Origin of the sequence: Paenibacillus gyeongsangnamensis, assembly GCF_027533625.1 — a bacterium.
GTDB lineage: Bacteria > Bacillota > Bacilli > Paenibacillales > NBRC-103111 > Paenibacillus_G > Paenibacillus_G gyeongsangnamensis.
Window position 1 is genome coordinate 146,459 of record NZ_JAQAGZ010000018.1, and the last position, 24,830, is coordinate 171,288.

Genomic DNA, 24,830 nt, shown 5'->3' on the forward strand with positions numbered 1-24,830 from the left:
GGCCTCCCCCTAACCGCCGCCTCCATTCCTGGAGGGATCCTGCATGAATAACCGGGAAGTACGGCCGTCACGGATGGCGGGCAGGTCGCTGCCGCTGAACCGAACGCAGACGTTTATCTTTTTAAGCTTGCTTCCGACACTGCTTCTTGTCTTCGGATTCACGTATTTTCCGATTCTCAAAGGGATCAGCGTAGCGTTCCAGAATTACTCGCTCTTCAATTTAACGGACGTCCGCTTTGTGGGCTTGAATAATTTCCGTACCGTGCTGGCGGCAGACCAATTCCATACCATCCTCGAAAATACGGCGCTCTGGGTCGTCGTCTCGCTCTTCTTTCAGTTCGTCATCGGCTTCATCCTGGCGCTGCTGATGCGCAAAAGCTTTCCCGGCCGCGGCGTTTACCAAGGGTTCGTATTCTATTCCTGGGCGCTATCCGGCTTCCTGATCGGCATCATCTGGCGCTGGCTGTTCAACGGGCAGATCGGCGTCGTCAACGACCTGCTCCTGAAGCTCGGGCTCATCTCGGAGCGTATCGGCTTTCTGTCCGACCCGAAGTGGGCGATGTTCTCCGTCATCGTCGCCAACGTCTGGTACGGCGTCGCCTTCTTCGCGATCATGCTGCTGGCGGCTCTGCAATCGGTGCCTTCCGAGCTGTACGAAGCCGCGGAGATCGACGGGGCGGGCAGCTTCAAGCAGCTGGTTCATGTGACGATTCCCTACATCATGCCGACGATCATTTCCACCACTGCGCTTCGGGTCATCTGGATATTCAATTTTCCCGACCTGATCTACGGAATGACGAACGGCGGTCCTGCCGGCTCGACGCATATTCTGACTACCTTCATGCTGGACAAAATCGTCTTCTCCGGCGATTACGGGCAGGCCAGTGCGATCGGGATCCTGTGTATCGCCATCCTGGTGCTTTTCACCGCCTTTTATCTGTTTGCGACCAAAGCGGAAAAGGCGGGTGATTTCTGATGAAGAAGCCGCTCAAGCACGCCGGAACGGCAGGTAAAACGATCGCGCTCGCGTTATATTTGATCTTCATGGTGTTCCCGCTGTATTGGATGGTCATCACCTCGCTGAAGCCGCGCGGCGACATCTTCAAGCTGCCCTTGCAGTATTGGCCCGAACGGCTGTCCGTGGAAAATTACGTTTCGATCTTCAAGATCTCAAAGTTTCATATTTACATCGGCAACAGCCTCGCGATCTCGCTCACTTCCGCGGCGATCGTGCTGATCGTAACCGTTCTAAGCGGCTACGTCCTCGCCCGCTTCACGTTCCGGGGCAGCCGCCAGCTGATGATGGCCTTTTTCGTGACGCAGATGATCCCCCTGTTCATCGGCTTCAGCACATTGTATCTGATGATGTCCAAGATGGGGCTGCTGAACAAACAAGGCTCCTTGATTCTCATGTATACGGTCGGCCTCGTACCGTTCTGCACCATCATGCTGCGGGGCTTCTTCCAGAGAATTCCCGCGAGCCTCGAGGAAGCCGCCATGGTGGACGGCTGCTCCCGGATCAGCGCCTTGTTCCGGGTGATCGTACCGATCATGATGCCGGGCATTTCGGCAACGTTCATCTTCGCCTTCGTACAGAACTGGAATGAGTTGTTCATGGCGATCATGTTCATCGACAAGGAAAGCTCCAAGACGCTGCCCGTCGCCATGAACTCCTTCATCACCAAATTCGATATCGATTGGGGGTCCATGTCGGCCGCCACCGTGCTGTCCATTATTCCGACCGTCATCCTTTTCGCCATCTGCCAGCGGTTCATCGTCGAGGGCTTGACGCAGGGCGCGGTAAAAGGATAAGGCGGGCAATCCTAACATGAAAGGACCGATTCCTGTGGACCAAACAAGAGACCGCGCCGGAGATATCCGGAGCTCCGAGCCTATGATCGACTCGAGCACGCGGGTTGCCCACGATCCTCATGACGACCGGCATCAAGGAGCTGTCGTGATGCCGATTTACCAGAACAGTCTGTTCACCTTCGCTACATATGAGGAGTTCGACCTCGCCTCCACGGGCACGGAGGATATCGCCGTCTACTCCCGGGGGCATAATCCTACGGTCCGGCAGCTGGAGCAGAGGCTGGCCCAACTCCAGGGCGGCGGGAAAGCGCGGTGCTTCGCATCGGGCATGGCCGCCATCTCCACCGCCATCTTGTCCAATGTCCGTGCGGGGGACCATATTATCTGCATCGATCAGGTGTACGGGCCGACGCGGGAGCTGCTGACGCATTTCCTTACGCGGTACGGCGTCGAAACGAGCTTCGTGGACGGCACCTCGCTCGAAGCCTTCCAGGCGGCGGTGCGTCCGAATACGAAGCTGGTGTATCTGGAAAGTCCGACGACGCTGACGTTCCGCCTTCAGGACCTGCGCGCCTGCGCGGACCTTGCGAGGAGCATCGGGGCCGTGACGATCATCGACAATACGTGGGCGACGCCGGTGTTCCAGAATCCGTTCCAATACGGCATCGATTTCGTCGTGCATTCCATTAGCAAATATATCGGGGGGCACAGCGATATCGTCGGCGGCGTGCTGATCGGCTCCGCGGAGCGGATCAGCCGGATCAACGCCGGCGAATACCTGCTGCTCGGCGGCATCATGACGCCGCAATCGGCTTCCCTGACGATGAGAGGACTGCGGACGCTCCCCTTGCGGCTCGAGAAGCTGGAGCAAAGCGGGCTGACCGTCGCCCGCTTCCTGGAGGGCCTTCCCTTCGTCAGGAAGGTGAATCACCCCGGGCTCCCCTCCCATCCGCAGCATGAGCTGGCTAAGAAGCAGATGTCCGGTTCGAGCAGCCTGTTCTCGTTCGAAACCGACCTGCCGGCGGCAGAAATGAAAGCGTGGGCCGACCGGCTGGGCTATTTCCGCATCGGCGTCAGCTGGGGCGGCCATGAGAGCTTGGTCACCGTCGGCCGGCTCGGACCCGGCTACGAATCCGTTACCGGCTCGCTCGTCCGCCTGTACGTCGGTCTGGAGAATCCTTCCGATTTGATCGAGGACATCATACAGGCAAGCGCCGGACTCCCGGTGTAGGGCAAATCAAAGGGCGTTCCCAAGGTCTTCTCCGACCGAAGGGAACGCCCTTTGTTCATATTATTTCAACCCTAGCTGCTCAAACCGTTTCTTGGCGCGCTTCCGGAAACTTACCGTGAACACGATCGCCGCCCCGATGAACCCGTACATGACGAAGTTCGATACCGCGAGAAATTCCGTGACCGTCAGCTCATAGACGAGAATCGTACGTACGACCGCTTCGCCGAGGAGAACCGCTCCCCAGACCACCGTCATCGTGCGAGCACGAAGCGGAAGTAAGGAATTCGCCATTTGCGGTCGGTTGTCAATGGCGCTTTGAATACAATTTTGTTTTCCCAAAAAACGAAAAAAGACCGAATCCTAAGAGAATTCGGTCTGATTGAGAGAAACCCGGATAATGCAAAAGGTAGCAGGTGGGGTATCCACTTTAGGAGGGATAGCGCCCGCCCTTGTTTCGGAAAAGAAGGGAACGGATTAACGGGCTTGCACTTCCTCATCCTTCGGAAGCAGGAACGCCAGGATGCCCAGCAGAGGCAAGTAAGCGCACAGCTTCATAATAAATGCGATGCTGGTCGCGTCGGCAATGGCCCCGAGCACCGCAGATCCGAGTCCGCCCAGGCCGAAAGCCAGACCGAAGAACAAACCGGACACCAGTCCCACTTTGCCGGGGAGCAGCTCCTGCGCGTAGACCACAATAATCGAGAACGCCGACGAAAGGATGAAGCCGGCGAAGACACAGAGCACGCCCGACCAGAACAAATTGGCATAAGGCAGCAGAATCGAGAAGGGCGCCGTCCCCAGAATGGACAGCCAGATGATGTTTCTGCGCCCGTACCGGTCCGCCAACGGGCCGCCGAAGAAGGTGCCTGCCGCCGAGGCGACCAGGAAGGCGAACAGGAACAGCTGCGCATGCTCTACGGTAATCCCGTAATCCTTAATCAGGTAGAACGAGTAAAAGCTCGTGATGCTCGACATGTAAACGTGCTTCGAGAAGACAAGAAAAACCAGAATAACGATCGCCCAGACGACTTGTGTCTGCGACAAGCCTGCCTTGCGGAGCCGGGACTCTGCAGTCCGCTGCTTACTCGCCGGGCGCGGCTGCAGCTGCTGCCGGCTGTACCAGCCGGCCACGAAATACTGAATCGCAATGGCGATGACCGCGGCGATGGTGAACCACATTACGCCGATCTGCCCGATCGGCACGAAGATGAGCGCCGTCATGACCGGACCGAGCGCGCTGCCAAAATTGCCGCCGACCTGGAAGATCGACTGCGCGAGTCCCCGCTGGCCTCCAGCCGCAAGATAAGCGACGCGGGACGATTCGGGGTGGAAGATCGCCGAGCCGATCCCCATGCAGATGACTGCGGTCAAGATCAGCGTGAAGCTGGGAGCCAGCGCCAAGACAATGACCCCAATCAGGGTGAAAAGCACCCCGATCGGTAAAATGTAGGGTCTCGGACGCAAGTCGGAATACAGCCCGACAACCGGCTGCATGACGGAAGCGGTCATGTTCATGGCAAATGCAATGAGCCCGATCTGCTGATAGCTGAGCTTCAAGGTTTCCTTCAGAATCGGGAAGAGCGCGGAAACCGTAGACTGCATCGAATCGTTCAGCAGGTGAACGATGCTGATGGCGAATAAAATCGGGAATACCGTAGCAGTGGCGCGGGCGGCAGCCCCCGGCAGCATTGGATTCGCGGCGGGTTTCGCCATGGTTTCTCTCCTCCTGTTCATAAATGAGCGTTCATCCGATTGATGAGTATTGAGCGATTATAGCACGGACTCGGAACATGTCAACACAAAAAAACAAGGAAGCGTTTCCCTTGCTTTCGCTCGTGCCTGATCCGATTATGATTTCCCGTTCCATAGATTCAGTCTTAGCTCGGATTACGGCAGCAAATTCCGCTTCTTGGCTTCAATGACGGCCGTGACGCGGAGATTGACGTTCATTTTGGTAAAAATATTGCGGCCATGCACTTTCACCGTCTCCGAAGTTACGGTTAGCCTCCCGGCGATTTCCTTGTTCGAGAGTCCCGCCGCCACTTTGACGACTTGCCCGGGATCTTTCCCTGCACCTTTTCCCGGACCTTCCGGGAATTTCACGAGAGGCTTCGGGAACGTTTAAACGTTTTATCCACAAAGCACCCACAACTCGACCCCACTTATACACATTCCGCTATTTCTTACCCACATTTCACCCACAAACTATCCACAAGTTATTCACAAGTTGTTCACAATTCATCAACAGATTATCCGCTACTCCTCGACCCTCAGCGGTCCTCAACCAGTATCAGGTCCAAAAAAAGAGGCGGATCGGCTCCGCCCCTTCGGTCCATGATCTTGAATCATTCACACCGGAAGATCTACCCTTGCTTCGCTACCCGTACCCGGCCGGAAAAGAAGGTTGCTCCGCCGCCCATGTCGGCGACGCGATCCGGCGTCAGCGCATTCACGAGCGCCTTGCCTCCGACCGGTGAATCCGCCCAGAGCCCCTGGCTGACGACGACGCCCGGCAGCACATCCTCGCCCACGGCCGCCGTCAGCTGGCATTCGCCCCGTTCATTCCACACCCTGACCGCATCGCCGTCCGCAATGCCCAGAGTCGATGCGTCCCGGGCATTCATGTGCAGCAGCGGCTTCTTTTCCATGCGGACATGCTTGTCGTTATTCGAGAACGTCGAATTCAGGAAATTGTGATTCGGCGCCGGAACGAACAGGAACGGCAGGTCCCCTTCCTCCGGCAGCGGAACGTAGGTCGGCAGCGGAGGGAGGCCATTACGCTCCATTGTTTTCGAATAGAGCTCGATCTTGCCGCTCAGGGTTTTCAGGCGGCCCGAGAGCAAAGGCCGTACTTTGCCTTTTAGAAATTGCTTCTCCGCCAGCTCCTCGTACGTCATCCCCTCAAGGACCGGATTGTTCGGATGGTCCAGCGCCTGCCGGATCATGTCCTCCTCCGTATCCCGCAGCGCCTGATCCTCGAAGCCCATCGCCTCCGCCAGCAGACGGAATACCTCCACGTTCGATTTACTTTCCTCGTAAGGCTCAATGACCGGCTGTTGAATCTGGACATAATGATGCCAATAAGAACGGTAAAAATCCGTATTTTCAAAAGAAGACGTCGCCGGCAGCACGATATCCGCATAAAGTGCCGTCTCCGTCATGAACAAATCGTGGACGACGGTGAACAAATCCTCACGCTCCAGCCCCTGCCTTACTTTGTTCGCATGAGGAGCTACAACGGCAGGATTCGAGTTGTACACGTACATTGAGCGGATCGGCGGATCCAGCTCCAGCAGCGCGCTTCCGAGTAAATTCATGTTGACGCGGCGCGTGGGCCTCTCCAGCAAATCCGGGCGCTGCAGCGCCTTCGAATTGTGCTCCAGGTAAGCACCGTTGCTCTTGATCGCGCCGCCGCCCTTGCAGAGCCAAGCGCCCGTGAGCGCGGGCAGGCACGAAATCGTACGGATGCACATCCCGCCGTTATCGTGATGCTGCGGCCCGTTGCCGATCCGGATGAACGACGGACCGGTCTCTCCATACATGCGGGCCAAGCGGATGATGTCTTCCACCGGCACGCCGGTGATGGCCGAGACGGTGGACGGATCGTAGCTTCGGACATGTTCCCTCAGCTCTTCATGCCCCACGGTATACTGCTGCAGGAAAGGCTCGTTCACCAGCCCCTCCGCAAAAAGCACATGCATCATTCCCAGTGCCAGCGCGGCATCGGTTCCCGGCACAATCGGGATAAACCAGTCGGCCCACCGGCCGGTCCGGTTGTTGTGCACGTCGATGACGACGATCTTCGCTCCGTTCTTGCGGGCCTGCTCCGCGAGTACCACCTGATGCATATTTGTGCTGACGGCGTTGATCCCCCACATGATGATCAGCTTCGAGTGCACGGAGTCCTCGGGATCGAATCCGTAGCCTCCACCCATCGTGTAGCGGTAGCCTACTTCTCCCGCCATTTGGCAGATCGTATAATCCAGCCGCGTTGCGCCCAGCCGGTGGAAGAAACGGCGGTCCATACCTTCCGTACCTAGCCGGCCCATGTTCCCGTAGAAGCTATAAGGCATGATCGATTCGGAGCCGTGCTCCGCGATGAGCCGCTTCCAGCGGGAGGTTATCGTACCGATCACTTCTTCCCAGGAAATCCGTTCGAAGGAGCCCTCGCCTTTCCTGCCCGTCCGCTTCAGCGGATAACGCAGCCGCTTCGGATCATAAATGCGCTCTCCCATGTTCCGCACTTTGTTGCAGATCGCACCGCGCGTCACCGGATGGTTCGGGTCGCCCTCGATCTTGACGATTTTGCCGTCTACTTTATGTAGGAGAAGCCCGCATTGGTCCGGGCAATCCAGTGAACAGACCGACGGAAATACGCCGGTCCGCTCCTTCAAGTATGAATGCATTTCCACACAACCTTCTCTCCGTAATCTTTTCCCCAGTTATACATAAGCTGCAGGATCGGCATCAGGCTTTCGCCGTAAGGCGTCAGCGAATATTCCACCCGCGGCGGAACCTCGGCGTACACCTTGCGGTGAACGAGCTGATCCTCCTCCAGCTCGCGCAGTTGGTTCGTCAGCATCTTTTGGGTGATCGAAGGAATTTTCTTCTTCAGCTCGCTGAACCGTTTCGTTCCTTCCAGGCCTAAATGCCACAGAATGATCAGCTTCCATTTCCCGCCGATGACGGCGAGCGTCAGTTCCTTCTCGCAATTGATTTCCTTCAAATTGATCCGTTCTTTCAGTTCGGTTGCCATGCAAACGCCCCTTTCTATCACAATAGTATCCTTTGGGTGACTATACCACAGGAAAGTGCGTACTTCCGTAATTTGCAGTTCAGTCCTAGAATAAACCTTGTCGCCGGACAATACAACAAATAATTCACTTAGAGGAGTGGTAAATACATGGAATTGCAATTGGCGCTTGATCTTGTGAACATTCCTGAGGCCAAAGCGGTGGTCAAGGAAGTGGAAGCTTATATCGATATTGTGGAAATCGGAACGCCTGTCGTCATTAACGAAGGCTTGCATGCCGTCAAGGCCATGAAGGAAGCTTTCCCACATCTGAAGGTGCTGGCCGATCTCAAAATTATGGATGCCGGCGGCTACGAAGTGATGAAAGCTTCCGAAGCCGGCGCCGATATCATTACCGTGCTGGGCGTATCCGACAACTCGACAATCCATGGCGCAGTAGAAGAAGCGCGCAAGCAAAACAAAAAAATCATGGTCGACATGATTAATGTGCGAAATATGGAGGAGCGCGCTAAAGAAATCGACGCCCTGGGCGTAGACTACATCTGCGTTCACTCCGGTTACGACCATCAAGCCGCAGGCAAAAATTCGTTCGAAGAGCTGAACGCGATCAAACGGGTCGTCAAGCAGGCCAAAACGGCCATTGCCGGCGGCATCAAGCTGGATACGCTGCCCGAGGTAATCAAAGCGAATCCGGACCTGGTCATTGTCGGCGGGGGCATCACGGGCCACCAAGACCTGAAATTCGCAGCCTCCGAGATGCGGAAGCTTGTTAAACAAGCCTAACGGTAAAGCTATGAAATTATTAACGGACCGAATCTTGGACGAGGTAAACCGTACGGTAGGTTTAGTATCGCAGGAAGCCGCGGAGCAGCTGGTGGAGCGGATCCTGAAGTCACGGAAAATTTTTGCCGCCGGCGCCGGGAGATCCGGATTGATGATGCGGGCGTTCGCCATGCGGCTGATGCACCTCGGCTTCGAAGCTTATGTCGTGGGCGAGTCCGTCACCCCGGGGCTGACGCAGGAGGATCTGCTCCTGATCGGCTCCGGTTCGGGCGAGACGCGCAGCCTGCTGGCGATGGCCGAGAAAGCGAAAAGTATCGGCGCCGCCGTGGCGCTCGTCACGATCAAGCCCGAATCGGCCATCGCGCAGCGCTCCGACGTGATCGTACGGCTGCCTGCAGCCGCGAAGGAAGCGGCGGATGACGGCTCGACGACGATCCAGCCGATGGGCACCCTGTTCGAGCAAAGTCTGCTGCTGCTGCTCGATGCGATCGTGCTGGAGCTGATGGAGCGTAAAGAGCTTGACGGGAGCGCGATGTTTGGGCGGCATGCGAATTTGGAGTAAAGTGTACGGGAAATATGTGCAAACCCGGGCGTTAGAGCGTTGGAGGCCATGGGCATGGGGTTACGACCGCTCTTAAAATCGTGTTCCTTTTAATAAAACTTCAGGTTAGAGGGAGGAAAACGATTTTAAAGGCGGACGCTACGCTTCTCCACCCCATGCCCAAGGCCTCTTTGTTCCACGTCTGCGCAGACTGCTACTTTACTTGCGCCCCTTACTCCAAGCTTCGCTGGAGGAGTAGGAATAGAAAGAGCAGGCCGTCCCTTTTGTACGAGGGACGGCCTGTTTTTAATATGTAAGTCTTTCGCGGCAGGACTGCTCCAGGCGCCAACGGAGCTCGGGAGAAGCTTTGCCCAGCATCGTTTGAAACAGGCTCCGCTGGATGGTGAGAAATGTGCAAGGCGTCAAGGTCTTGATGGTCGCAGTACGGGGAAGCGACATCATCAGCGAAATTTCCCCGAAATGGTCCCCGTCCTCTAGAACGGCCACCCGGACTTCTTCCTGCGAATCCGGCCGGAGCTTGAGCACTTCGATTTGCCCGCGCACGACGATATAGAACTTGTCTCCCTCGCCGTCGCGCTCCACGACCATCTCGCCGGCCGGAATGTATTCCGTAACCAAACAGCCGCATAAGTAGTGGAGAAACTCGTCGTCCATCCCGCTGAATAGCGGAATCCGCTTCAGGCGTTCGGCATCCACATGCGCGGAGCGGCCGTCGCCGCTGACGGCGAACCCGCTTTGTTTGTTCCACAGCATGCGGTACAGCTCGCTTGCGGCGAACAGCTCGTCATGCGTGCCGGAACGGACCAAACGCCCGCCGTCCATAAGGAAGATGGTATCCGCATCCTGGACCGAAGACAGCCGGTGGGTCACGTTAATAATCGTTGTGGAGCCGGCCAGACGGCGGATCAGCTGATGAATGAACGCCTCGCTGTCGGGGTCCAGCGCGGAGGTCGCTTCATCAAGCAGCAACAAGCTGGGATTGCGGACGAGCGCCCGGGCTAAAGCGACCCTTTGCTTTTGACCGCCGGACAGTAAAGCTCCGTTCGCCCCGCAGCCCGTGGCGTAGCCCTCCGGCAGTCCCGCAATCCAATCATGGATGCCCGCCAGCCGCGCCGCTTCCATGACCGCCCGATCGGGGACATCGGTTTTGCCGAGCCGGATGTTGTCCATGATCGACAGCTGCATCAGCTCGGTATCCTGAGATACGTAGCCGATCATCTCCCGGACCGTTTCCGGCGGAAGGACGCGCGTGTCGGTCCCGTCGAATTCGACGCTGCCGGTCGTCGGCTCGTAGAAGCGCATGATGAGATTCACCAGCGTGCTCTTGCCCGACCCGTTCGCCCCGATAATCGCCGCATACCGCCCTGCGAGAATGGTCAGCTGGAGCCCCTCGAGGATCGGGGTTCGGGAATCGTAAGAGAAGCTTACGTTATTCAGGGCGATTTGCTTGTCGACCCGCTCCATACTCGAAGCGGCCGCCTCCGTACGTGCCCGGTATTCGGGCGCTTCCTCCAGCAGCTGCTCGATGCGGCTGCAGCTCCCCGTCGCCGACGATAAAGCCGGGATATGCTTGGCCAGCTCGCGGACCTGCTGTCCGATTCCGAGGAATATCGTCTGGAACGCAAGCAGCGTACCGATGGAAATCGTACCGCGAATGGCAAGATAAGCCCCGGCCGTCAGCGAGACGAGCTGGCTGAGCAGCAGCACCGAGGAGACGGAGAGCGGGATGCACTGCAGCACAAAAGCCGCCCTCCGGGCAAGAGAAGCCAGTGCGCCGGTCGTTTGCTTCAAACGATCGTATTCCCATCCGCTCAAATTGAAGGCGCGTACCGTTTTCTGCACACCGATGTGCTCCTGAATCAGATCTTGAACGGCGGACTGCCTCGTTTTGAGCGTATCGTTAAGCCTCATAGCCAGCGGATTCAGCAGGGCTGGCATCACAAGAGACAGCACAGCCCCTGCCAGGGACCATAAGGCAAGGCTCCAATGAAGCCAAGCGTTCAGGCCCGAATAGACAATGATGGCGAGCAAGGCATGAATGACCTGAGCGAGAGAAAGGAATGCCGCTTGGAGCGAGGCCAAGTCGTTCGTAAACCTCGAAGTCAGCGTACCTCTGCCCACTCTCCCGAAATAAGAGACCGGAAGCTGCTGCAGATGCCCGAACATTTGCAGCCGGACATCGTTCTGCATATCCACCCCGAGCTGGGCAAGCAAATATTGTTTATAAACGTGACATGCGGCGTGAATCAGAAACCCGCCCAGCAGAACGGCGAGCAGAATGCCGAGCAGGCGCTCGTTCTTCTCGGCGATGACCCGGTCGACTATCGTTTTGGAGACGAAAGACAGGGAAGTAAAAGACCATGACGAGCATACAGCCGACAATGGCAGCCGTTTCTCTAGTGTAATGCGCATACCGCTTAATCAAGAACAGCATCAGCCTGGACAAAACGGGCTCCCTCCTGCAGGAACTAAGGTCATATGACGAACAAGCTCGGCTAGGCCTTTCGGCATTAATCTACTATTACCATATCATATCGTTGTTCGCCGTAACATCCCCCAGCGGGGTAAATATTGGCTGTAGGCTACCTCATAAACCTCTATCCAAAAACAGGAAATAACGGAATGGTTACGGACCGAGGTCCGATGGGTACAATTCATACACAGCGCTCTTTCATTCGGGCCGCTACTGGAGGGATCATGATGGCCAAGAAGGAGAATAAACCAGGGGAATTCTCGGTACCCTGCAGCGTAACATGGGATTTGCTTCGCCGGTGCGCCTCAGTGTTCACGAAGAGGAAATCGATTTGACGAAGCGAGGATAACGGCTACGCCGTCCTTGTCTTACAAGGACCAGCGCGTTTATCAAGGTTGATGCGAAGCTATAAGCTGCAAAATTTTATAAAGTCTTATCATCGAAAAAAGGCGGGATCAGCTCCCGCCTTTTTGCCGTTTGCTCATTACGATTGCTGCTGCGGTGTCACCGCCTGCATCGCTTGATTGACCGTGCCGTTTTGAAAAATCATGCCCCCCGCCCGATTGCCGACCGTTCGCCCAACTCTGTCGCCGAGGAGTCCGCCGACAACGGACCCGATGACCGTACCCACTCCCGGAAAAACGGCCGTACCGAGCATGGCGCCATATTCCACGCCGGCAATGACACCGAAGGCTCCGGTTACGTTTTCCGTCGTCTGCACCGCATACTGGGTTCTGTTGATTTGCCCTTGCGTCAGGCCCTTCGTGTCCTGTACCTGCGAGATGGCCCCGGAAACGATACCCGCCCAAAGCGATCCGTTCTGAAACATAAGCAGCCCTCCTTCTAAGATACGATGAAGATCCCTTTAACGAAGGATCTTGAGTGCAGTGTGCCCATAAGCCTCCTAAGAGTTGCGGTCCGACTTCGTAAAAATTTTTTCCATTCCCGTCTTCTCGGACAAATCGAGGAGCGCCTCCGTCCCGCGGACCGCCCATCTGCGGGCGGCGTTTCTCGCTTCCGGCGATAACGCGAGCAGAAGAGCCGCCGCACCCAACAAGATGCCTGTGCGTGATTTCAACATATAATGGTCCTCCGGACTTTCATTTAGTAGCAAGCTGGAATCTTAGTTTGCCACCAATATCTCCCTTTATTCATGGCCGCCGCATGCTGCATAATCCGGATTTGCCTGTACATACTACCTAGAATCGACTGGCAAGTAATCATTACCGTCCCTGAGGAGAGGTTGTCGTATGTCGTCCATTCCCAGCAAGAAACGATTTATCCGGATGCTGCCCGGCCGCATCCGAATGGAATTTTATGGACTTCTGCATAACCCGGAGGCAGAGAGCCGACTGAAGCAAGCCTTGGCTGCACTGCCCGGCGTGACCAATGCGGAACCCTCATCACGTACCGGTCGCTTGCTGCTTCTCTATGATGAGAAGCGGATCGCGCCGGCCGAGCTGCTCCGGCAGATCGAAGCGCTCGAACGCGGTTTGGCTGCCGAACCGGAACCTGTCATGAACGAGGAAACCGTCTCCGGCGGGAAGCTGCCGGAAGAGCCGGCAGCCCCTGAATCCCCCGCGGCGAGGATGGAGGCGGCCGCCGCCAGCGAGACACGGTCAGGACCCGGCCCGGTTGCGAGCAAGGGACTGCCGGCAGGCGATTGGAACCGGCCGTTCACGCATAGGGGCCTGAGCGCATCCGCGTCTTCCGGCCGCGCCTCGCCTCCGGCCGTTCCCCTCCCGCTCGCATTAGCCATGGGAGGCCTTGTCGTTCTCGGAGGCAAGCAGCTGCTGTTCGGCAAGTCGGCTCTGGCACGCAGCCCGGTTCCCTTTTATTTATCAGGTCTGATTTCGGTGCTAACGGGGTATCCTTTCCTGCGAAGAGGGCTGCATCGGTTCACGGAGAATAAGAAGCTCAATTCCGACCTCCTGCTTGGAGCCGGGGCGCTCGGCCTTGCGCTCGTGCGCGAGAACCTTGTCGTGCTTGGTGCCATCAGCCTGCTGCAGTACGTGAACTGGCGGCAAAGCCGGCTCGGCCTCCCAAGCGGCGGGGAGGAGCCTCTCCCGGCTAACATCTCGGCCTACAGCGAGAAGGCCGGCCGCTGGGGAATCGCCGCCGCGCTGGGCACCTGGCTCTTCTCCCGCGATCCGGTACGGGGCATAGCCGTCCTGCTCGCGGCGAATCCCAGACCGGCTACGATTCCGGGCCGATGCGCCTGGGCGCAAGCCGAGCTGCGCTCCAAGGAATCGCTGCCTGCCTTGCCGGGGCAGCTTCCGCTTGCCGGCCTCGCCCGAACGGACACGCTGCTGCTGGAGGATTCAGCGCTGCTGTTCCGTCATCACGACGCAGCGGAACCGACATGTGTGACGCACGACGGCGATCCGGACAAAGTGCTCTGCACAGCGGCGGCCCTGCTGGAAAAAACGATTCATCCTTGGCGGGAAGACATCTGGGCCCAGGCGAAGCGCACATGCCGAACCGTTCGCACCGCATTCCACGTGGAAGTGCAGGAGGACGGCGTGAGCGGGCGAATCCATCACACGGTCTATTCGCTGGGAAATCTGGCTTATTGCCGAAGCCGCGGCATCCCGTTCGAGAGCTATTATGTGGAAGCGAAACGAATGGAGAATCAAGGCTACGAGGTTATTTACGCGGCTGAGGAGACCGCTGCCGGAAAATCGTGCATCGGGCTTGTTTGCCGGCCCCGCCCTGCCTTGCCGGACAGCCAGTGGCTGATCGAGGCGCGCCGTCAGGGCATGCGAACCCTCCTGCTGAACGACAGCATGAATGCTGGTCCTGAAGCGGCCGCCCGGCTCGGCATCGGAACGGATTGGCTGAAACTGGGCCCGCAGGAGCAGCTCGAACGGATCGCTGTGCGCCATCAAGAGGGCAGCCATGCGCTGCTCGTCACCGGAACGCCCGCTTCGGCGGAAGGCGCCCTTCTGGCGGAAGCGGGCATCCCGAATGTCCCGTTCGAACGTCTGGATAATGTGCTGGAAGCCCGGACCCGAGCCAAACGGATCGAGGCGACGGTCGATCAGCACTTTCGCGTGACCAGGTGGTGGAATCTCTTCGGCTCCGCCTTCGCCGCCGCCGGTGCGATCAGCGCGCCGCTGGCGAATCTGGCGGGAGACGCACTCTCGCTGCTCTTCCTGTCCCGCTCGCAAAGGCAGGCGGAAGCGGCCTTCCCTATTCTGTCACAACCGGCTTCCTTGGCGGCGCAGGAAGTCGCAGCCGCACTAGAAGCGGAGGTCATTGCCGGAAACGGCGCTTCCGGCGGCGCGATTCCTTGGCATGGACTGCCGTGGGAGAGTATCGCGGACCGTTTCGAGGCCGATCATCGGAACGGCCTGACTGCAAGACAGATCGATAAGCTTCGCGTCAGCTTCGGCTACAACGAGCTGGAGCGGAAGCGGAGCCGTCCGTGGCTCGTATCTTATCTCGGGCAGTTCAAGGAGTTTACGACGCTGATACTGCTGGGGACTTCCGTCCTCGCCCTGTTTACCGGCGGATTGTTCGACGGGCTGGCCATGGGTACCGTCCTGCTGGCCAACGCTGCGATCGGTACGATACAGGAGCGCAAGGCGGAGCAAGTGGTGGAAAGCCTGAACCACTTCCAGCCTCCGGATTGCCGGGTGATCCGCGACGGAGAAGAGCTCACCCTGCCTGCAAACGAGCTGGTGCCGGGCGATATCGTCAGCCTGGAACCGGGCGACCGCGTTCCCGCCGACATCCGCCTTATGCGAGCCTGGAATCTCGAGGTGAACGAAGCGGCGTTGACCGGCGAATCGATGCCGGTTACGAAGCAGGAAAGCTCCCTCGAGATCGATTGTCCGCTTCCGGAGCGGAGCAACATGCTTTATATGGGAACGGACGTCAGCCGCGGGAAAGCAATTGGCGTTGTCGTTCAGACAGGTATGAACACCGAAATCGGGCATCTGATGTCGCTCTTGAAAACGGAAAGCCAACCGGCCACCCCTCTTCAGGAGAAGGTAACGTCGATCAGCAAGATGTTCATTAAATGGGCGCTGGCCGCGGGCGCCTTGGTTTTCGCCGCCGGGCTTATTCGGGGTGTGCCGATCACTCAAATGATCACGACCTCCGTCACCCTGGCCGCTTCCGCCATTCCCGAGGGGCTTCCGGTTACGATTACCATTGCTCTGAGCGCGGGTATTTTCCGCATGGCGAAGAAGAACGCGCTGATGCGCAAGCTGTCGGCTCTGGAAACGCTTGGCCGGACGACGATCATTTGTACCGATAAGACGGGAACGCTGACGAAGAACGAAATGACGGTCAAAGAAATCGCCTCGGTTCAAGGAACATGGCGCGTTACCGGGAACGGCTATGATCCGGAAGGCGGCATCTACGATGCGCATTCCGGGTCCGGGCAAGAGGAGACCGCCGGCCCGCTAAGGGTCGTCCCTCCACAAGATGCGCCGGCGCAGCCGGAGCTGCACCGCATGCTGCAGATCGCTTACCTGTGCAATAACAGCAAGCTTGAGCAGCGGGGCGGGGTCTGGAGCATCCAGGGCGATCCGACCGAGGGCGCTCTCTTAACACTTGCGGCCAAAGGCGGGTACAAGGCGGATACGATGTCGCAGTGGCACCGCGGTGCAGAGATTCCTTTCGACTCCGGCACGGGCAAGATGAGCGTCGTCTGCCGGGATGCAGGCTCCGGCAGCGAATGCTTTATTTTCTCCAAGGGAGCGGTGGAATCCATTCTGCGGCACTCCAGCCATTATCAGCAGGACGGTCAGCTGCTTTTGCTTACCGACGCGGTCAAGGCGAAGATCGCAGAGCAAACGGAACGAATGGCTTCCGGCGCGCTTCGGGTGCTTGGGTGTGCCTACCGGCCGTTGAGAGAGGACGAACATGAGCAAGAGCAGGGCCTCGACGAGCGGAACATGATCTACGTCGGCATGGCTGGCATGATCGATCCTCCGAAATCCGATGTGGAGACGAGCATTCGAGAAGCGTACGCCTTAGGGGTGAAGCCGGTGATGATTACGGGTGATCACCCGATCACGGCGATCGCCATCGCCAGGGAGCTCGGCATCGATGACGGCACCCGCCGGGTCGTGTCGGGCCACGAGCTGGAAAGTATGTCCGACGCCGAGCTGGAGAGCATCATCGAAGACATTTCGATCTTCGCCCGCATGAATCCCGAGCATAAGCTGCGGATCGTTGGGGCGTTTCAGCGGAAAGGACATATCGTCGCGATGACGGGCGACGGCGTGAACGATACGCCGGCCATCAAGCAGGCCGATGTCGGCATTGCGATGGGCCGAACCGGCACCGAGGTCAGCAAGGGAACCGCCGATATGATTCTGAAGGAGGATCACTTCGGCTCCATTGTCGACGGCGTGAAGGAAGGCCGCACGATCATCGGCAATATCCGCAAAGCGCTGGGCTGTTTGCTGACGGGCAATCTGGCTGAAATCCTCGTCACGAGCGCCGCGGTCATCGCCGGTCTTCCGATTCCGCTCGTGCCGATCCAGATTCTGCTCATGAACCTGCTCACCGACGCGCTTCCGGCGATGGTGCTTGCCGTAAGTCCCGGCAGCAAAACGAAGCAGACGAAACGGATCGATATCGTGGATAAGCCGCTCTACAAGAAGGTCGTCGTTCGCGGCGTCCTGCTGGGAATCGGCTCCCTCGGGCTGTTCGCGCTGTCGCTGGCTATGGGCGAGCCGGTGCATGTGGCGCAAAGCATCGCCTTCGCCACTCTTGTGGCGGGCCAGCTCGTTCAAACCTTCTCCTGGCGGCAAGAAGGGACGGAAGAAACGTTCCGCGATTGGAGCAAGGACCGGTTCCTCCTAGGTGCGCTCGGTTTTTCCGGGCTCGCCCTGCTCAGCACGCTGTACATTCCGCCGGTTGCCCGGCTGTTCCATACGGCTCCGCTGGCTTTGCGTCACTGGGGGCCGATCCTGCTCGTCGCCGCCTCGGTTACTTTCGTATCGAAGCCCCTTCTCGGGCTGTTATCCGGCAGAAGCGCGAGCACCCAAACTGCCGTACCCGCCTTGGCCGCAGCTTAGCTGCGGTCCTGGCTTGACTTACATTCTTTGAAAGGAGGAGTACCTTGCCATGCTAGAGAAGAATGCCGAGAGGCTTCTGGTCGGCGCCGTACTTGCGCTCGCCGCTTCGACCCTGCTGCCGGTCGCCCGGAGAACGCTTATTCCTCTGGCCGAAACCGGCCTTCAGACCTTGAGCGGGCTCACGGAGCGCGTTAAGGCCGGTATCGAAATCGCGCGCAACGAGGTCGAGGACGTCGTGGCAGAAGCCCAGTTCGAGCGAATGCGCAAGCGGCTCGACAAGGAAATTGAAATGGCAGCAATGGAATCTGATTGTTAGGAGCGAAGCCGGTTGTCAACCCAAACCATAGACAAGCATCTGGAAGAGGCGCTTAAGCACCTGGAGAGCGCGATCAACCAAAGTGTGCATACCGTTCTGGAGAATGACGGAGCCCGCCATGAAATCGGAGCGAAATGGCAGCATTTTCTGGGAACGTTCTACGGCCTGGTGAAGGAAAAGGGGAGGAAATCGCGCGTCAATCTGCTCAGCTGGATTTCGTTTGCCAAGCTGCGGTGAGCCGATGCGATCAGACTGCACCCGATCAGGATCAACGACGGCTGCGCCGTCATGCTTTGCCAGGCAGCGCGCCCGTCAAGATGGTACAATAGAAAAGAGGGCCCCTTCCGTGTCCGGGGATCCCTCTTTTTTGTATGCCACTTCGGTATCCTGTGCTCGCTTATTACGCATTCAGCTTCTTTCCATCGGGGGCGGCTGTATCCAATTTGGTCCAATCGACGCTATTTTCCATCACCAGCGAAAGCAATACTCCCATAACGAGGCCGTTGCTGAGGAGCGGGCTCACGAACATCGGGAACGCGGCGAACGCTTGAGGCGGCGTATTCATGATGCTGATCCCGAGCAGCACCGGCAGCGCAACCCGGAAGATCGTCTTGGAGTTGTACTCGACCGAGCGAATCGTGCGAAGCGCCGTACCGAACATTTGCAAATAGGCGACGAAGAGGACGGCATTGCCGATGCTGCTAGGCATCATGGAGAAGAAGCCGCTGAGCGAGGGCGCCAGCCCGAGAAGGGCGAACATCGCGGCGCCGGCGATCAAGGCGGAGCGCTCCAGAATCTTCGTGCTTTCCAGCAGTCCGACCGACGAGGTGAACAGACCGAACGGCAGCAGACCGAACAGTGCGGACAGCATCGAGAACAGGCCGGTCAGCGCGTAGGAGCGCTTATACCGGGCGTCGCTGGTTTGCGTTCCATAAATTTTCTCAACCGTGGACAAGGCCGTAACCGTATTGGTCATGTTGATCAAGCCGACGATGACCGACGCCACGATGATGCCGTACTCCAGATTCGGCGCGCCCCACGGAAACAAGCTGAAGAGCGGGCCGGCGGCGGCTTGGCGGGACTGATTCGCGCCAAGCCACAAATCGTTCGCGATCCAGCCGACGATGATGCCGATCAGAATCGCATAGTTCGCAAACCGCTTCGGTCCCTTCAGCTGAATCAAGCCGACGAGCAGCGCAACGGCAACGGACAAGCCCGCAACCTTCGGGTCCATCTGTCCGTTCGCCTGAAGGCCGATCATGCCCTTGAAGAAGTTCATCGTAAGCTGGACCGTCAGAAGCAGCAGCGAGACCCCCATGACGATGGGGCTGAACAGCCTCTTGAGCAGTTGTCCAAAACCGAGTGCGCCCAGCACGATCATGAGAAAGCCGGACAGCAGAAACCCGGTGGCCAGACCCCCTCCGACAGCGGTCAGGCTCATACCGACGGACTGGGCGGAAGAGCACAATCCGAGCCCCAGCCCCCACCAGACCCCCGCCGGACCGTCCATGACGGCATAGCGATGGCCGATCCAGGCCTGCAAGATGCAGACGAGACCGGTCAGCAGAAAAGACCGCTGCAGCGAAGCGGCGATTTCCTCCGGCGGCAGATGCAGCGCGGCCCCAAGCGACAACGGAACGACAACCGTATTCGTGAACATAAAGAAAAACCACTGCAAGCCGGCCAGTCCGATCATCGAAGCCGATCGGTTGAGCGGCCCGGTTCCTTCGGAATGGTTCGCAATCCTGTTCCTCATGGCCGCTTTCCGCCCTCGGTCAAGATTTGTTCTGTCCCAGTCCCCTCTTCCGGCAAGCGACGAACCGGAGCCGCGGTTTCTTGTGCCGCGGCCCGGTCTATGGATAATTTCAGGTTATTCATGGTGATCACACTCTCTCTTGAAATTCATGGTCAATCTTACCGGCTTGTGCCGTGCCTATCTCCAGGCAGAAAATTGACATGAACTTATGTTATCATAGGTCGGAGTATACTAAAAATATTCATTTCGTTTGATTTCCATATGAAAATCATATAGCTGGAGTGAAAAACCGTGGACATCCGTCAATTGAAATATTTCATCGCGATCGCGGAAGAGAAGAAAATTACAGCGGCGGCAAAGCGTCTTCATATGGCCCAGCCTCCGCTAAGCCAGCAGCTGAAGCTGATGGAAGAGGAGCTGGACCTGAAATTATTCGAACGCACGGGCAAGCATCTGGAGCTGACGGAGGCCGGCAGGCGCCTTTATAAATACGCGCTGGACATTAGCAAGCTGATGGAGGAAGCGCAGACCGAGGTCAAGGAAACCGGCAGCGGAATCCGCGGGAAGCTGACGATCGGCGTGAACACCCTCTCCGATGCGAGATTGCCCGGCCTGCTGCAGGCCTACCGGCAGACTTATCCGCATGTGACCTACAAAATCCAGCAGAACGAATCCGAGCAGCTCTGCTCTCTGGTCAGGGACCGGCAGCTCGAGCTGGCCATCGTCCGGTTGCCGATCCGGCTGAACGATTTCGCCATGCTTCCGCTGTACACGGAGCCGTTCATATTTGCCGTTCCCGGCGCCTGGGGGGCGAAGCTGTCTGATGGAACAGTAAGCTATGAGGACATTTGCTCTTATCCCCTCATTCTGCCGAGCACCGAAGGACTTGGCGTATACCATCTGATTTTGGAGGCGTTCACCAAGCGCCAGCTGACCCCGCAGATCATCTGCGAGTGCTCGGACGCTAGCATCTTATTCGAGCTGATCTCCTCCGGCTTCGGGGCCGCCATCATCCCGTACAGCCTTGCCTCAAGAAATCGTACGTATCCCGTCGCCTTTTATGAAATCGATGACGGACCGTCAAACGGCTCTACGGGATTAATCTGGCTGAGCCATCATTACTTGTCGGGAGCCGCCCAGCGATTCATCGAACTCGTGAAAAGCTTGGAGCCGGACAAGGGCTGACCCTCCCGTGAAATGTCCCCTCAACCTCTCTGCACCAAGATTCCAGTTTGGATAATATCATCCAGTCCGGGGAAAATATGAAGGATTTGAACGAAGAAATAGAAAGAGGCTTCCTCCATGAACTTATTCCGGAAAAAGTTCGGAGCCCTGATTCAATCCCGGCAGCGGCCCGCTGCGGGCGAACAGGAGGACACGGCTCCCCTGCAGGCGCTCTCCCTCCATTTAAACGACAATCTGCAGCAGCTTCAAACCCTGTTTAAAGATTGCTCGGATGTCCGCTTCCATTCGTTTCTGATCGGCGGCTCTTTGAATGCGCTGCTGGTCTATATCGAGGGCATATGCGATATCGAGCTGATTGATCAGCACGTCCTTGCTCCGCTCCTGATGAGACAAGATACGGCGGAACCGAGTATCGAAGACCTGATGAACAACATTCCCGTGTCGAATACCAGAACGGTCCTAACCTTTCAAGGGATGACGAATGAGATTATGTCAGGCCATCCCGTGCTGTTAGCCGATCGAATCAGCCAGGCCATTGTGATCGGCGCAACCAAATTGGAAAAGCGGGCCATTGAAGAGCCTTCGGCCGAGTCGGTCGTCCGCGGTCCCCGGGAAGGATTCACGGAAGCACTGAACGTGAATACTTCTCTGCTGCGCAAGATCATCAAGAGCCCGGCTCTCAAGATGAAGTCCGTCACCATTGGACGGTATACCCAAACCAAGACGATCATTGCGTATATCGAAGGGATCGTGCAGCCCTCTCTGATTGATGAAATGGAGCAGCGCATCAAGCGCATTGACATTGACGGGGTGCTGGAGAGCTCATATGTGGAAGAGCTGATCGTAGATAATCCGTACTCCGTGTTCCCTCAACTAATGTCGACGGAACGCCCCGATGTGGTCAGTGCCAATTTGCTCGAAGGCCGTGCCGTTCTTCTTGTCGACGGTTCTCCGTTCGCTTTAATCGCGCCGATTTCGATATTCTCGCTCCTGCAATCGCCGGAGGATTATTACGCAGGGTTCTGGGCGGGTTCGCTCATCCGCTGGCTGCGGTATTTGTTCATAATCATTGCGCTCACGATCCCGTCCGCGTACGTAGCGATCCTTACGTTTCATCAGGAAATGGTCCCTACGAAGCTGCTTCTCAGCATCGCCAAATCCCGCGAGGAAATTCCGTTCCCGGCTCTTGTAGAGGCGCTTCTCATGGAAGTGACCTTCGAGGCGCTCCGCGAAGCGGGCCTGCGGCTGCCCAAGCAAGTGGGAGCAGCCGTCAGCATCGTAGGGGCCTTGGTCATTGGTCAGGCAGCCATTGCTGCAGGGCTTGTGTCCGCTCCCATGGTCATGGTGGTCGCAATGACGGGGATCGCCTCGTTTACGATCCCCCGCTACAGCCTAGGAATCTCGGTAAGACTTCTCCGATTTCCGCTGATGTTCCTGGCCGGCATGATGGGTCTGCTCGGTCTCATGCTGGGGATCATCACTATGTTCGTACACCTCAGTACGCTTCGCTCCTTTGGGGTGCCTTATTTGACGCCGCTGGCTCCGATGAGCCGAAACTTGCTTAATATGCTGGTTAGGGTGCCTATATGGATGAGAAACACCCGGCCCCACTTGACAGGAAATAGCACAAACCTTCAAAGGCAGGCCGCCGGACTTAAGCCGGGACCTCGGCAAGGGAATGAACCGACATGATCGATAAAGAACGAATCACCGGCTTTCAAATCGGCATGCTCATGTATCCGACACTTCTCGCTACAGGCATTTTGAGCGTGCCGTCGATCACAGCCAAACATGCGGACAGAGACTTGTGGCTCTCTCCGGTATGGGCTTCGCTCATCGGTTATACGCTGGTCTTGGCCATCTTCCAGCTTCATCGGCGTTACCCGAGAAAAACGATCATCGAGGTCGGCGAGCTTGTACTCGGCTCCGCCTTAGGTAAGCTCTTCGGCATCTTATTCCTGTTCGAGCAGCTGCATGATACCTCCTTCGTGCTGAGGGAGTACGGGGAATTCGTCGTCGGCCACTTCCTGACGCGCACCCCTACCGTCGTAACCATGCTCTGTCTCATCATCGTCTGCTCCTTTGCGCTGCGCGGCAGAGTGGAAGTAATCGCAAGATGCGCCCAGATCTTCGTGCCGTTATTCGCCTTCTTCCTGCTGCTTATCGCGGTTCTTCTGACGCCGGAGTATGAGTTCAGAAATCTGCTTCCTGTCCTGGAGGAAGGGGTTCATCGTTCGATCCGCGGCTCCTTTACCCCAATGAACTGGTTCTGCGACTTTGTTTACGTCTCTTTTCTGCTGCCCTCCATATCCGAACGGGATAAAGGACTGAAGTGGAGCTTGGTGTCGGTAACCATGATTACCTTGACCATGATCGTTACCAACGTATCTATTATGATGCTGTTCGGCCAGGCCACGGCCGGCATTAATTATCCGGTAATGGTGGCAGCGCGGTTCATCAGTCTGGCTGATTTTGTTGAACATGCGGAAGCCATTTTGATGGCCATCTGGGTGATGGTTATATTTATCAAAGTATGCATTTACTACTACGCGTCCGTACTTATCGTATCCCAGCTGTTCAAGCTGCCCGATTACCGTTCCGTCATATTTCCGGTCGGCTTGACCCTGATCCCGCTAAGCGTCTGGGTTTCGCCCAATGTGCAGTCGATGGGATATTTCTTCGAGAGCATAGGCGTATTCTACTTTCTCTCCGTCAAGTTTGCGATGCCGGTGCTGCTTCTCGCAGTCGCTATGGCCCGACATCCGATGCGCCCGAGTCCGATGAGCTAGAAGAGGTTAGAGGAGGTAGCAGCGTTTGGAAAAGAAAGCCAAAATATCCGCTTTTCAATTGGCCATGATCATGTATCCGACCATTGTGGTCACCGCCATACTTCTACTGCCTTCCATGATCGCCAAGTTTGCCCACCGGGACATGTGGCTGTCACCGATCTGGGCGGCCTCCGGCGGAGTCTTCATCGTCTGGGTATGCTACCGGCTGCATCAGCTGTATCCCGGGCAATCCATGATTCAGTACGCCCAGCACATTATCGGCCGGATTCCGGGCAAGGCGGTCGGGGTTATTCTCCTCCTCTTTTTCCTGCAGCTGAACGGTTATATAATCCGTGAGTTCGGGGAGTTCATGATCAGCCTCTTTTTCCCGAAAACGCCGATTCTTGTCGTGATGGGCAGTATCGTGCTCGTTGCGGCTTACGCCGTTCGCGGAGGCATGGAGGTGCTCGGAAGATGCGCCAGCGTGTTCGCTCCGATGGTGCTGATCCTGTTCCTGATGCTCCTGGTTCTGCTTATTCCGAACATGAAGCCGAGAAATTGGCTGCCGTGTCTGGAGAACGGAATCCAGCCTACGCTGATCGGCGCGATCGTGCCGATGGGAGGATGGTTCGGGGAGTTCTGCCTCGTCTCCTTTCTGTTTCCCGCACTCAAGGAAGGGGAACGGGGATTCAAGTGGAGCCTCCTTACCGTACTCTTCGTGACGCTCACGATGGTGATCACCAATTTGGCCACGCTATCCATTTACGGAAATTTGATGGAATCGATCCATTTCCCGGTCATACTGGCCTCGCGATATGTACAGCTGGCCGACTTCATCGAGCATGTGGAATCCCTTGTGATGGCCATTTGGATTCTCGGCGTATTTGTAAAAGTCTCCATGTTCTTATACGCCGCCGTCGTCGGCACAGCGGAATGGCTGAACCTTTCGGATTATAGGCTGCTGGTCCTGCCGGTAGCGCTGATCTGCCTTCCTCTCAGCGTATGGCTGGCTCCGAATCTTCAAGGGCTCAGTTATGCCATCAGTACATCCGGCACGTTCTATTACGCCACCGTGCAGTATTTGATCCCGACCGTGCTGCTGATCACCGCCATGATCCGGAGCGGCAAAAAGCCTAAAGCGAAGGGGGTCTGA

At 57.3% G+C, this 24,830-nt stretch carries 21 protein-coding genes; 12 read left to right on the forward strand and 9 right to left on the reverse strand.

Annotated elements, in window-relative coordinates; all coding sequences use genetic code 11:
* Positions 1 to 43: 43 nt before the first annotated feature.
* The 3 genes from O9H85_RS25110 to O9H85_RS25120 are packed head-to-tail and all read left to right on the forward strand — an operon-like array spanning position 44 to position 3,043.
* On the forward strand, positions 44 to 976 hold the full coding sequence (locus tag O9H85_RS25110) for a carbohydrate ABC transporter permease (protein WP_269884153.1): 933 nt from the start codon (positions 44 to 46) through the stop codon (positions 974 to 976).
* Positions 976 to 1,812: a carbohydrate ABC transporter permease gene (locus tag O9H85_RS25115; protein ID WP_269884154.1), complete on the forward strand. Its 837-nt coding sequence runs from the start codon at positions 976 to 978 to the stop codon at positions 1,810 to 1,812. The genes O9H85_RS25110 and O9H85_RS25115 overlap by 1 nt, the downstream gene beginning before the upstream one ends.
* Before the next feature lie 16 nt (positions 1,813 to 1,828).
* The gene (locus O9H85_RS25120; RefSeq protein ID WP_269884155.1) at positions 1,829 to 3,043 is read left to right on the forward strand and encodes a trans-sulfuration enzyme family protein; all 1,215 of its coding nucleotides are present in this window, start codon (positions 1,829 to 1,831) and stop codon (positions 3,041 to 3,043) included.
* 60 nt (positions 3,044 to 3,103) lie between these two features.
* On the opposite strand, the gene O9H85_RS25125 is transcribed toward O9H85_RS25120, so the two are convergent.
* The 5 genes from O9H85_RS25125 to O9H85_RS25145 all read right to left on the reverse strand — a co-directional run bounded on the left by O9H85_RS25125 (position 3,104) and on the right by O9H85_RS25145 (position 7,799).
* Positions 3,104 to 3,298 carry a DUF3159 domain-containing protein gene (locus O9H85_RS25125; protein ID WP_269884156.1) on the reverse strand — a complete coding sequence of 65 codons (195 nt, stop codon included), beginning with the start codon at positions 3,296 to 3,298 and terminating at the stop codon, positions 3,104 to 3,106.
* Between the two features lie 219 nt (positions 3,299 to 3,517).
* Positions 3,518 to 4,756 carry an MFS transporter gene (locus O9H85_RS25130; protein ID WP_269884157.1) on the reverse strand — a complete coding sequence of 413 codons (1,239 nt, stop codon included), beginning with the start codon at positions 4,754 to 4,756 and terminating at the stop codon, positions 3,518 to 3,520.
* A 174-nt stretch (positions 4,757 to 4,930) separates the two neighbouring features.
* The gene (locus tag O9H85_RS25135) at positions 4,931 to 5,146 is read right to left on the reverse strand and encodes a helix-turn-helix transcriptional regulator (RefSeq protein WP_269884158.1); all 216 of its coding nucleotides are present in this window, start codon (positions 5,144 to 5,146) and stop codon (positions 4,931 to 4,933) included.
* A 260-nt stretch (positions 5,147 to 5,406) separates the two neighbouring features.
* The gene (locus O9H85_RS25140; RefSeq protein ID WP_269884202.1) at positions 5,407 to 7,449 is read right to left on the reverse strand and encodes a molybdopterin-containing oxidoreductase family protein; all 2,043 of its coding nucleotides are present in this window, start codon (positions 7,447 to 7,449) and stop codon (positions 5,407 to 5,409) included.
* Positions 7,434 to 7,799 carry a winged helix-turn-helix transcriptional regulator gene (locus tag O9H85_RS25145; protein WP_269884159.1) on the reverse strand — a complete coding sequence of 122 codons (366 nt, stop codon included), beginning with the start codon at positions 7,797 to 7,799 and terminating at the stop codon, positions 7,434 to 7,436. Before O9H85_RS25145 ends, O9H85_RS25140 begins: the two co-directional genes overlap by 16 nt.
* 147 nt (positions 7,800 to 7,946) lie before the next feature.
* Between O9H85_RS25145 and hxlA the strand changes: the two genes are divergently transcribed.
* Positions 7,947 to 8,579 (forward strand): 3-hexulose-6-phosphate synthase, encoded by a 633-nt coding sequence (gene hxlA, locus O9H85_RS25150; RefSeq protein ID WP_269884160.1) that lies wholly within the window; start codon positions 7,947 to 7,949, stop codon positions 8,577 to 8,579.
* 10 nt (positions 8,580 to 8,589) lie between these two features.
* Positions 8,590 to 9,141: a 6-phospho-3-hexuloisomerase gene (gene hxlB / locus O9H85_RS25155; protein ID WP_269884161.1), complete on the forward strand. Its 552-nt coding sequence runs from the start codon at positions 8,590 to 8,592 to the stop codon at positions 9,139 to 9,141.
* 285 nt (positions 9,142 to 9,426) lie between these two features.
* Here hxlB and O9H85_RS25160 read toward each other — a convergent pair whose 3' ends face one another.
* From O9H85_RS25160 to O9H85_RS25170, 3 genes are all read right to left on the reverse strand, one after another.
* The gene (locus O9H85_RS25160) at positions 9,427 to 11,553 is read right to left on the reverse strand and encodes an ATP-binding cassette domain-containing protein (RefSeq protein WP_269884162.1); all 2,127 of its coding nucleotides are present in this window, start codon (positions 11,551 to 11,553) and stop codon (positions 9,427 to 9,429) included.
* A gap of 545 nt (positions 11,554 to 12,098) precedes the next feature.
* Positions 12,099 to 12,443, reverse strand: a complete 345-nt coding sequence (locus O9H85_RS25165; protein WP_269884163.1) for a glycine zipper domain-containing protein — start codon at positions 12,441 to 12,443, stop codon at positions 12,099 to 12,101.
* Between the two features lie 75 nt (positions 12,444 to 12,518).
* A complete protein-coding gene (locus tag O9H85_RS25170; protein WP_269884164.1) occupies positions 12,519 to 12,695 on the reverse strand; it encodes a hypothetical protein in 177 nt (58 codons plus the stop codon).
* 169 nt (positions 12,696 to 12,864) lie between these two features.
* On the opposite strand from O9H85_RS25170, the gene O9H85_RS25175 reads away from it, so the two are divergent.
* From O9H85_RS25175 to O9H85_RS25185, 3 genes are read left to right on the forward strand one after another with little or no spacing between them, the layout of a single operon-like run.
* Positions 12,865 to 17,652 (forward strand): HAD-IC family P-type ATPase, encoded by a 4,788-nt coding sequence (locus O9H85_RS25175; RefSeq protein ID WP_269884165.1) that lies wholly within the window; start codon positions 12,865 to 12,867, stop codon positions 17,650 to 17,652.
* Positions 17,653 to 17,701: 49 nt separating this feature from the next.
* Complete coding sequence (locus O9H85_RS25180; RefSeq protein ID WP_269884166.1) at positions 17,702 to 17,968, forward strand: DUF5132 domain-containing protein; 267 nt, start codon at positions 17,702 to 17,704, stop codon at positions 17,966 to 17,968.
* A gap of 12 nt (positions 17,969 to 17,980) precedes the next feature.
* Positions 17,981 to 18,205 carry a hypothetical protein gene (locus tag O9H85_RS25185; RefSeq protein ID WP_269884167.1) on the forward strand — a complete coding sequence of 75 codons (225 nt, stop codon included), beginning with the start codon at positions 17,981 to 17,983 and terminating at the stop codon, positions 18,203 to 18,205.
* A 163-nt stretch (positions 18,206 to 18,368) separates the two neighbouring features.
* Here O9H85_RS25185 and O9H85_RS25190 read toward each other — a convergent pair whose 3' ends face one another.
* A complete protein-coding gene (locus O9H85_RS25190; RefSeq protein WP_269884168.1) occupies positions 18,369 to 19,724 on the reverse strand; it encodes a uracil/xanthine transporter in 1,356 nt (451 codons plus the stop codon).
* A 291-nt stretch (positions 19,725 to 20,015) separates the two neighbouring features.
* On the opposite strand from O9H85_RS25190, the gene O9H85_RS25195 reads away from it, so the two are divergent.
* From O9H85_RS25195 to O9H85_RS25210, 4 genes are all read left to right on the forward strand, one after another.
* The gene (locus O9H85_RS25195; RefSeq protein ID WP_269884169.1) at positions 20,016 to 20,909 is read left to right on the forward strand and encodes a LysR family transcriptional regulator; all 894 of its coding nucleotides are present in this window, start codon (positions 20,016 to 20,018) and stop codon (positions 20,907 to 20,909) included.
* Between the two features lie 117 nt (positions 20,910 to 21,026).
* Positions 21,027 to 22,601, forward strand: a complete 1,575-nt coding sequence (locus O9H85_RS25200) for a spore germination protein (protein ID WP_269884170.1) — start codon at positions 21,027 to 21,029, stop codon at positions 22,599 to 22,601.
* Positions 22,598 to 23,698, forward strand: coding sequence for a GerAB/ArcD/ProY family transporter (locus O9H85_RS25205; RefSeq protein WP_269884171.1), 1,101 nt, complete (start codon positions 22,598 to 22,600; stop codon positions 23,696 to 23,698). The genes O9H85_RS25200 and O9H85_RS25205 overlap by 4 nt, the downstream gene beginning before the upstream one ends.
* Positions 23,699 to 23,723: 25 nt before the next feature.
* Complete coding sequence (locus tag O9H85_RS25210; RefSeq protein WP_269884172.1) at positions 23,724 to 24,830, forward strand: GerAB/ArcD/ProY family transporter; 1,107 nt, start codon at positions 23,724 to 23,726, stop codon at positions 24,828 to 24,830.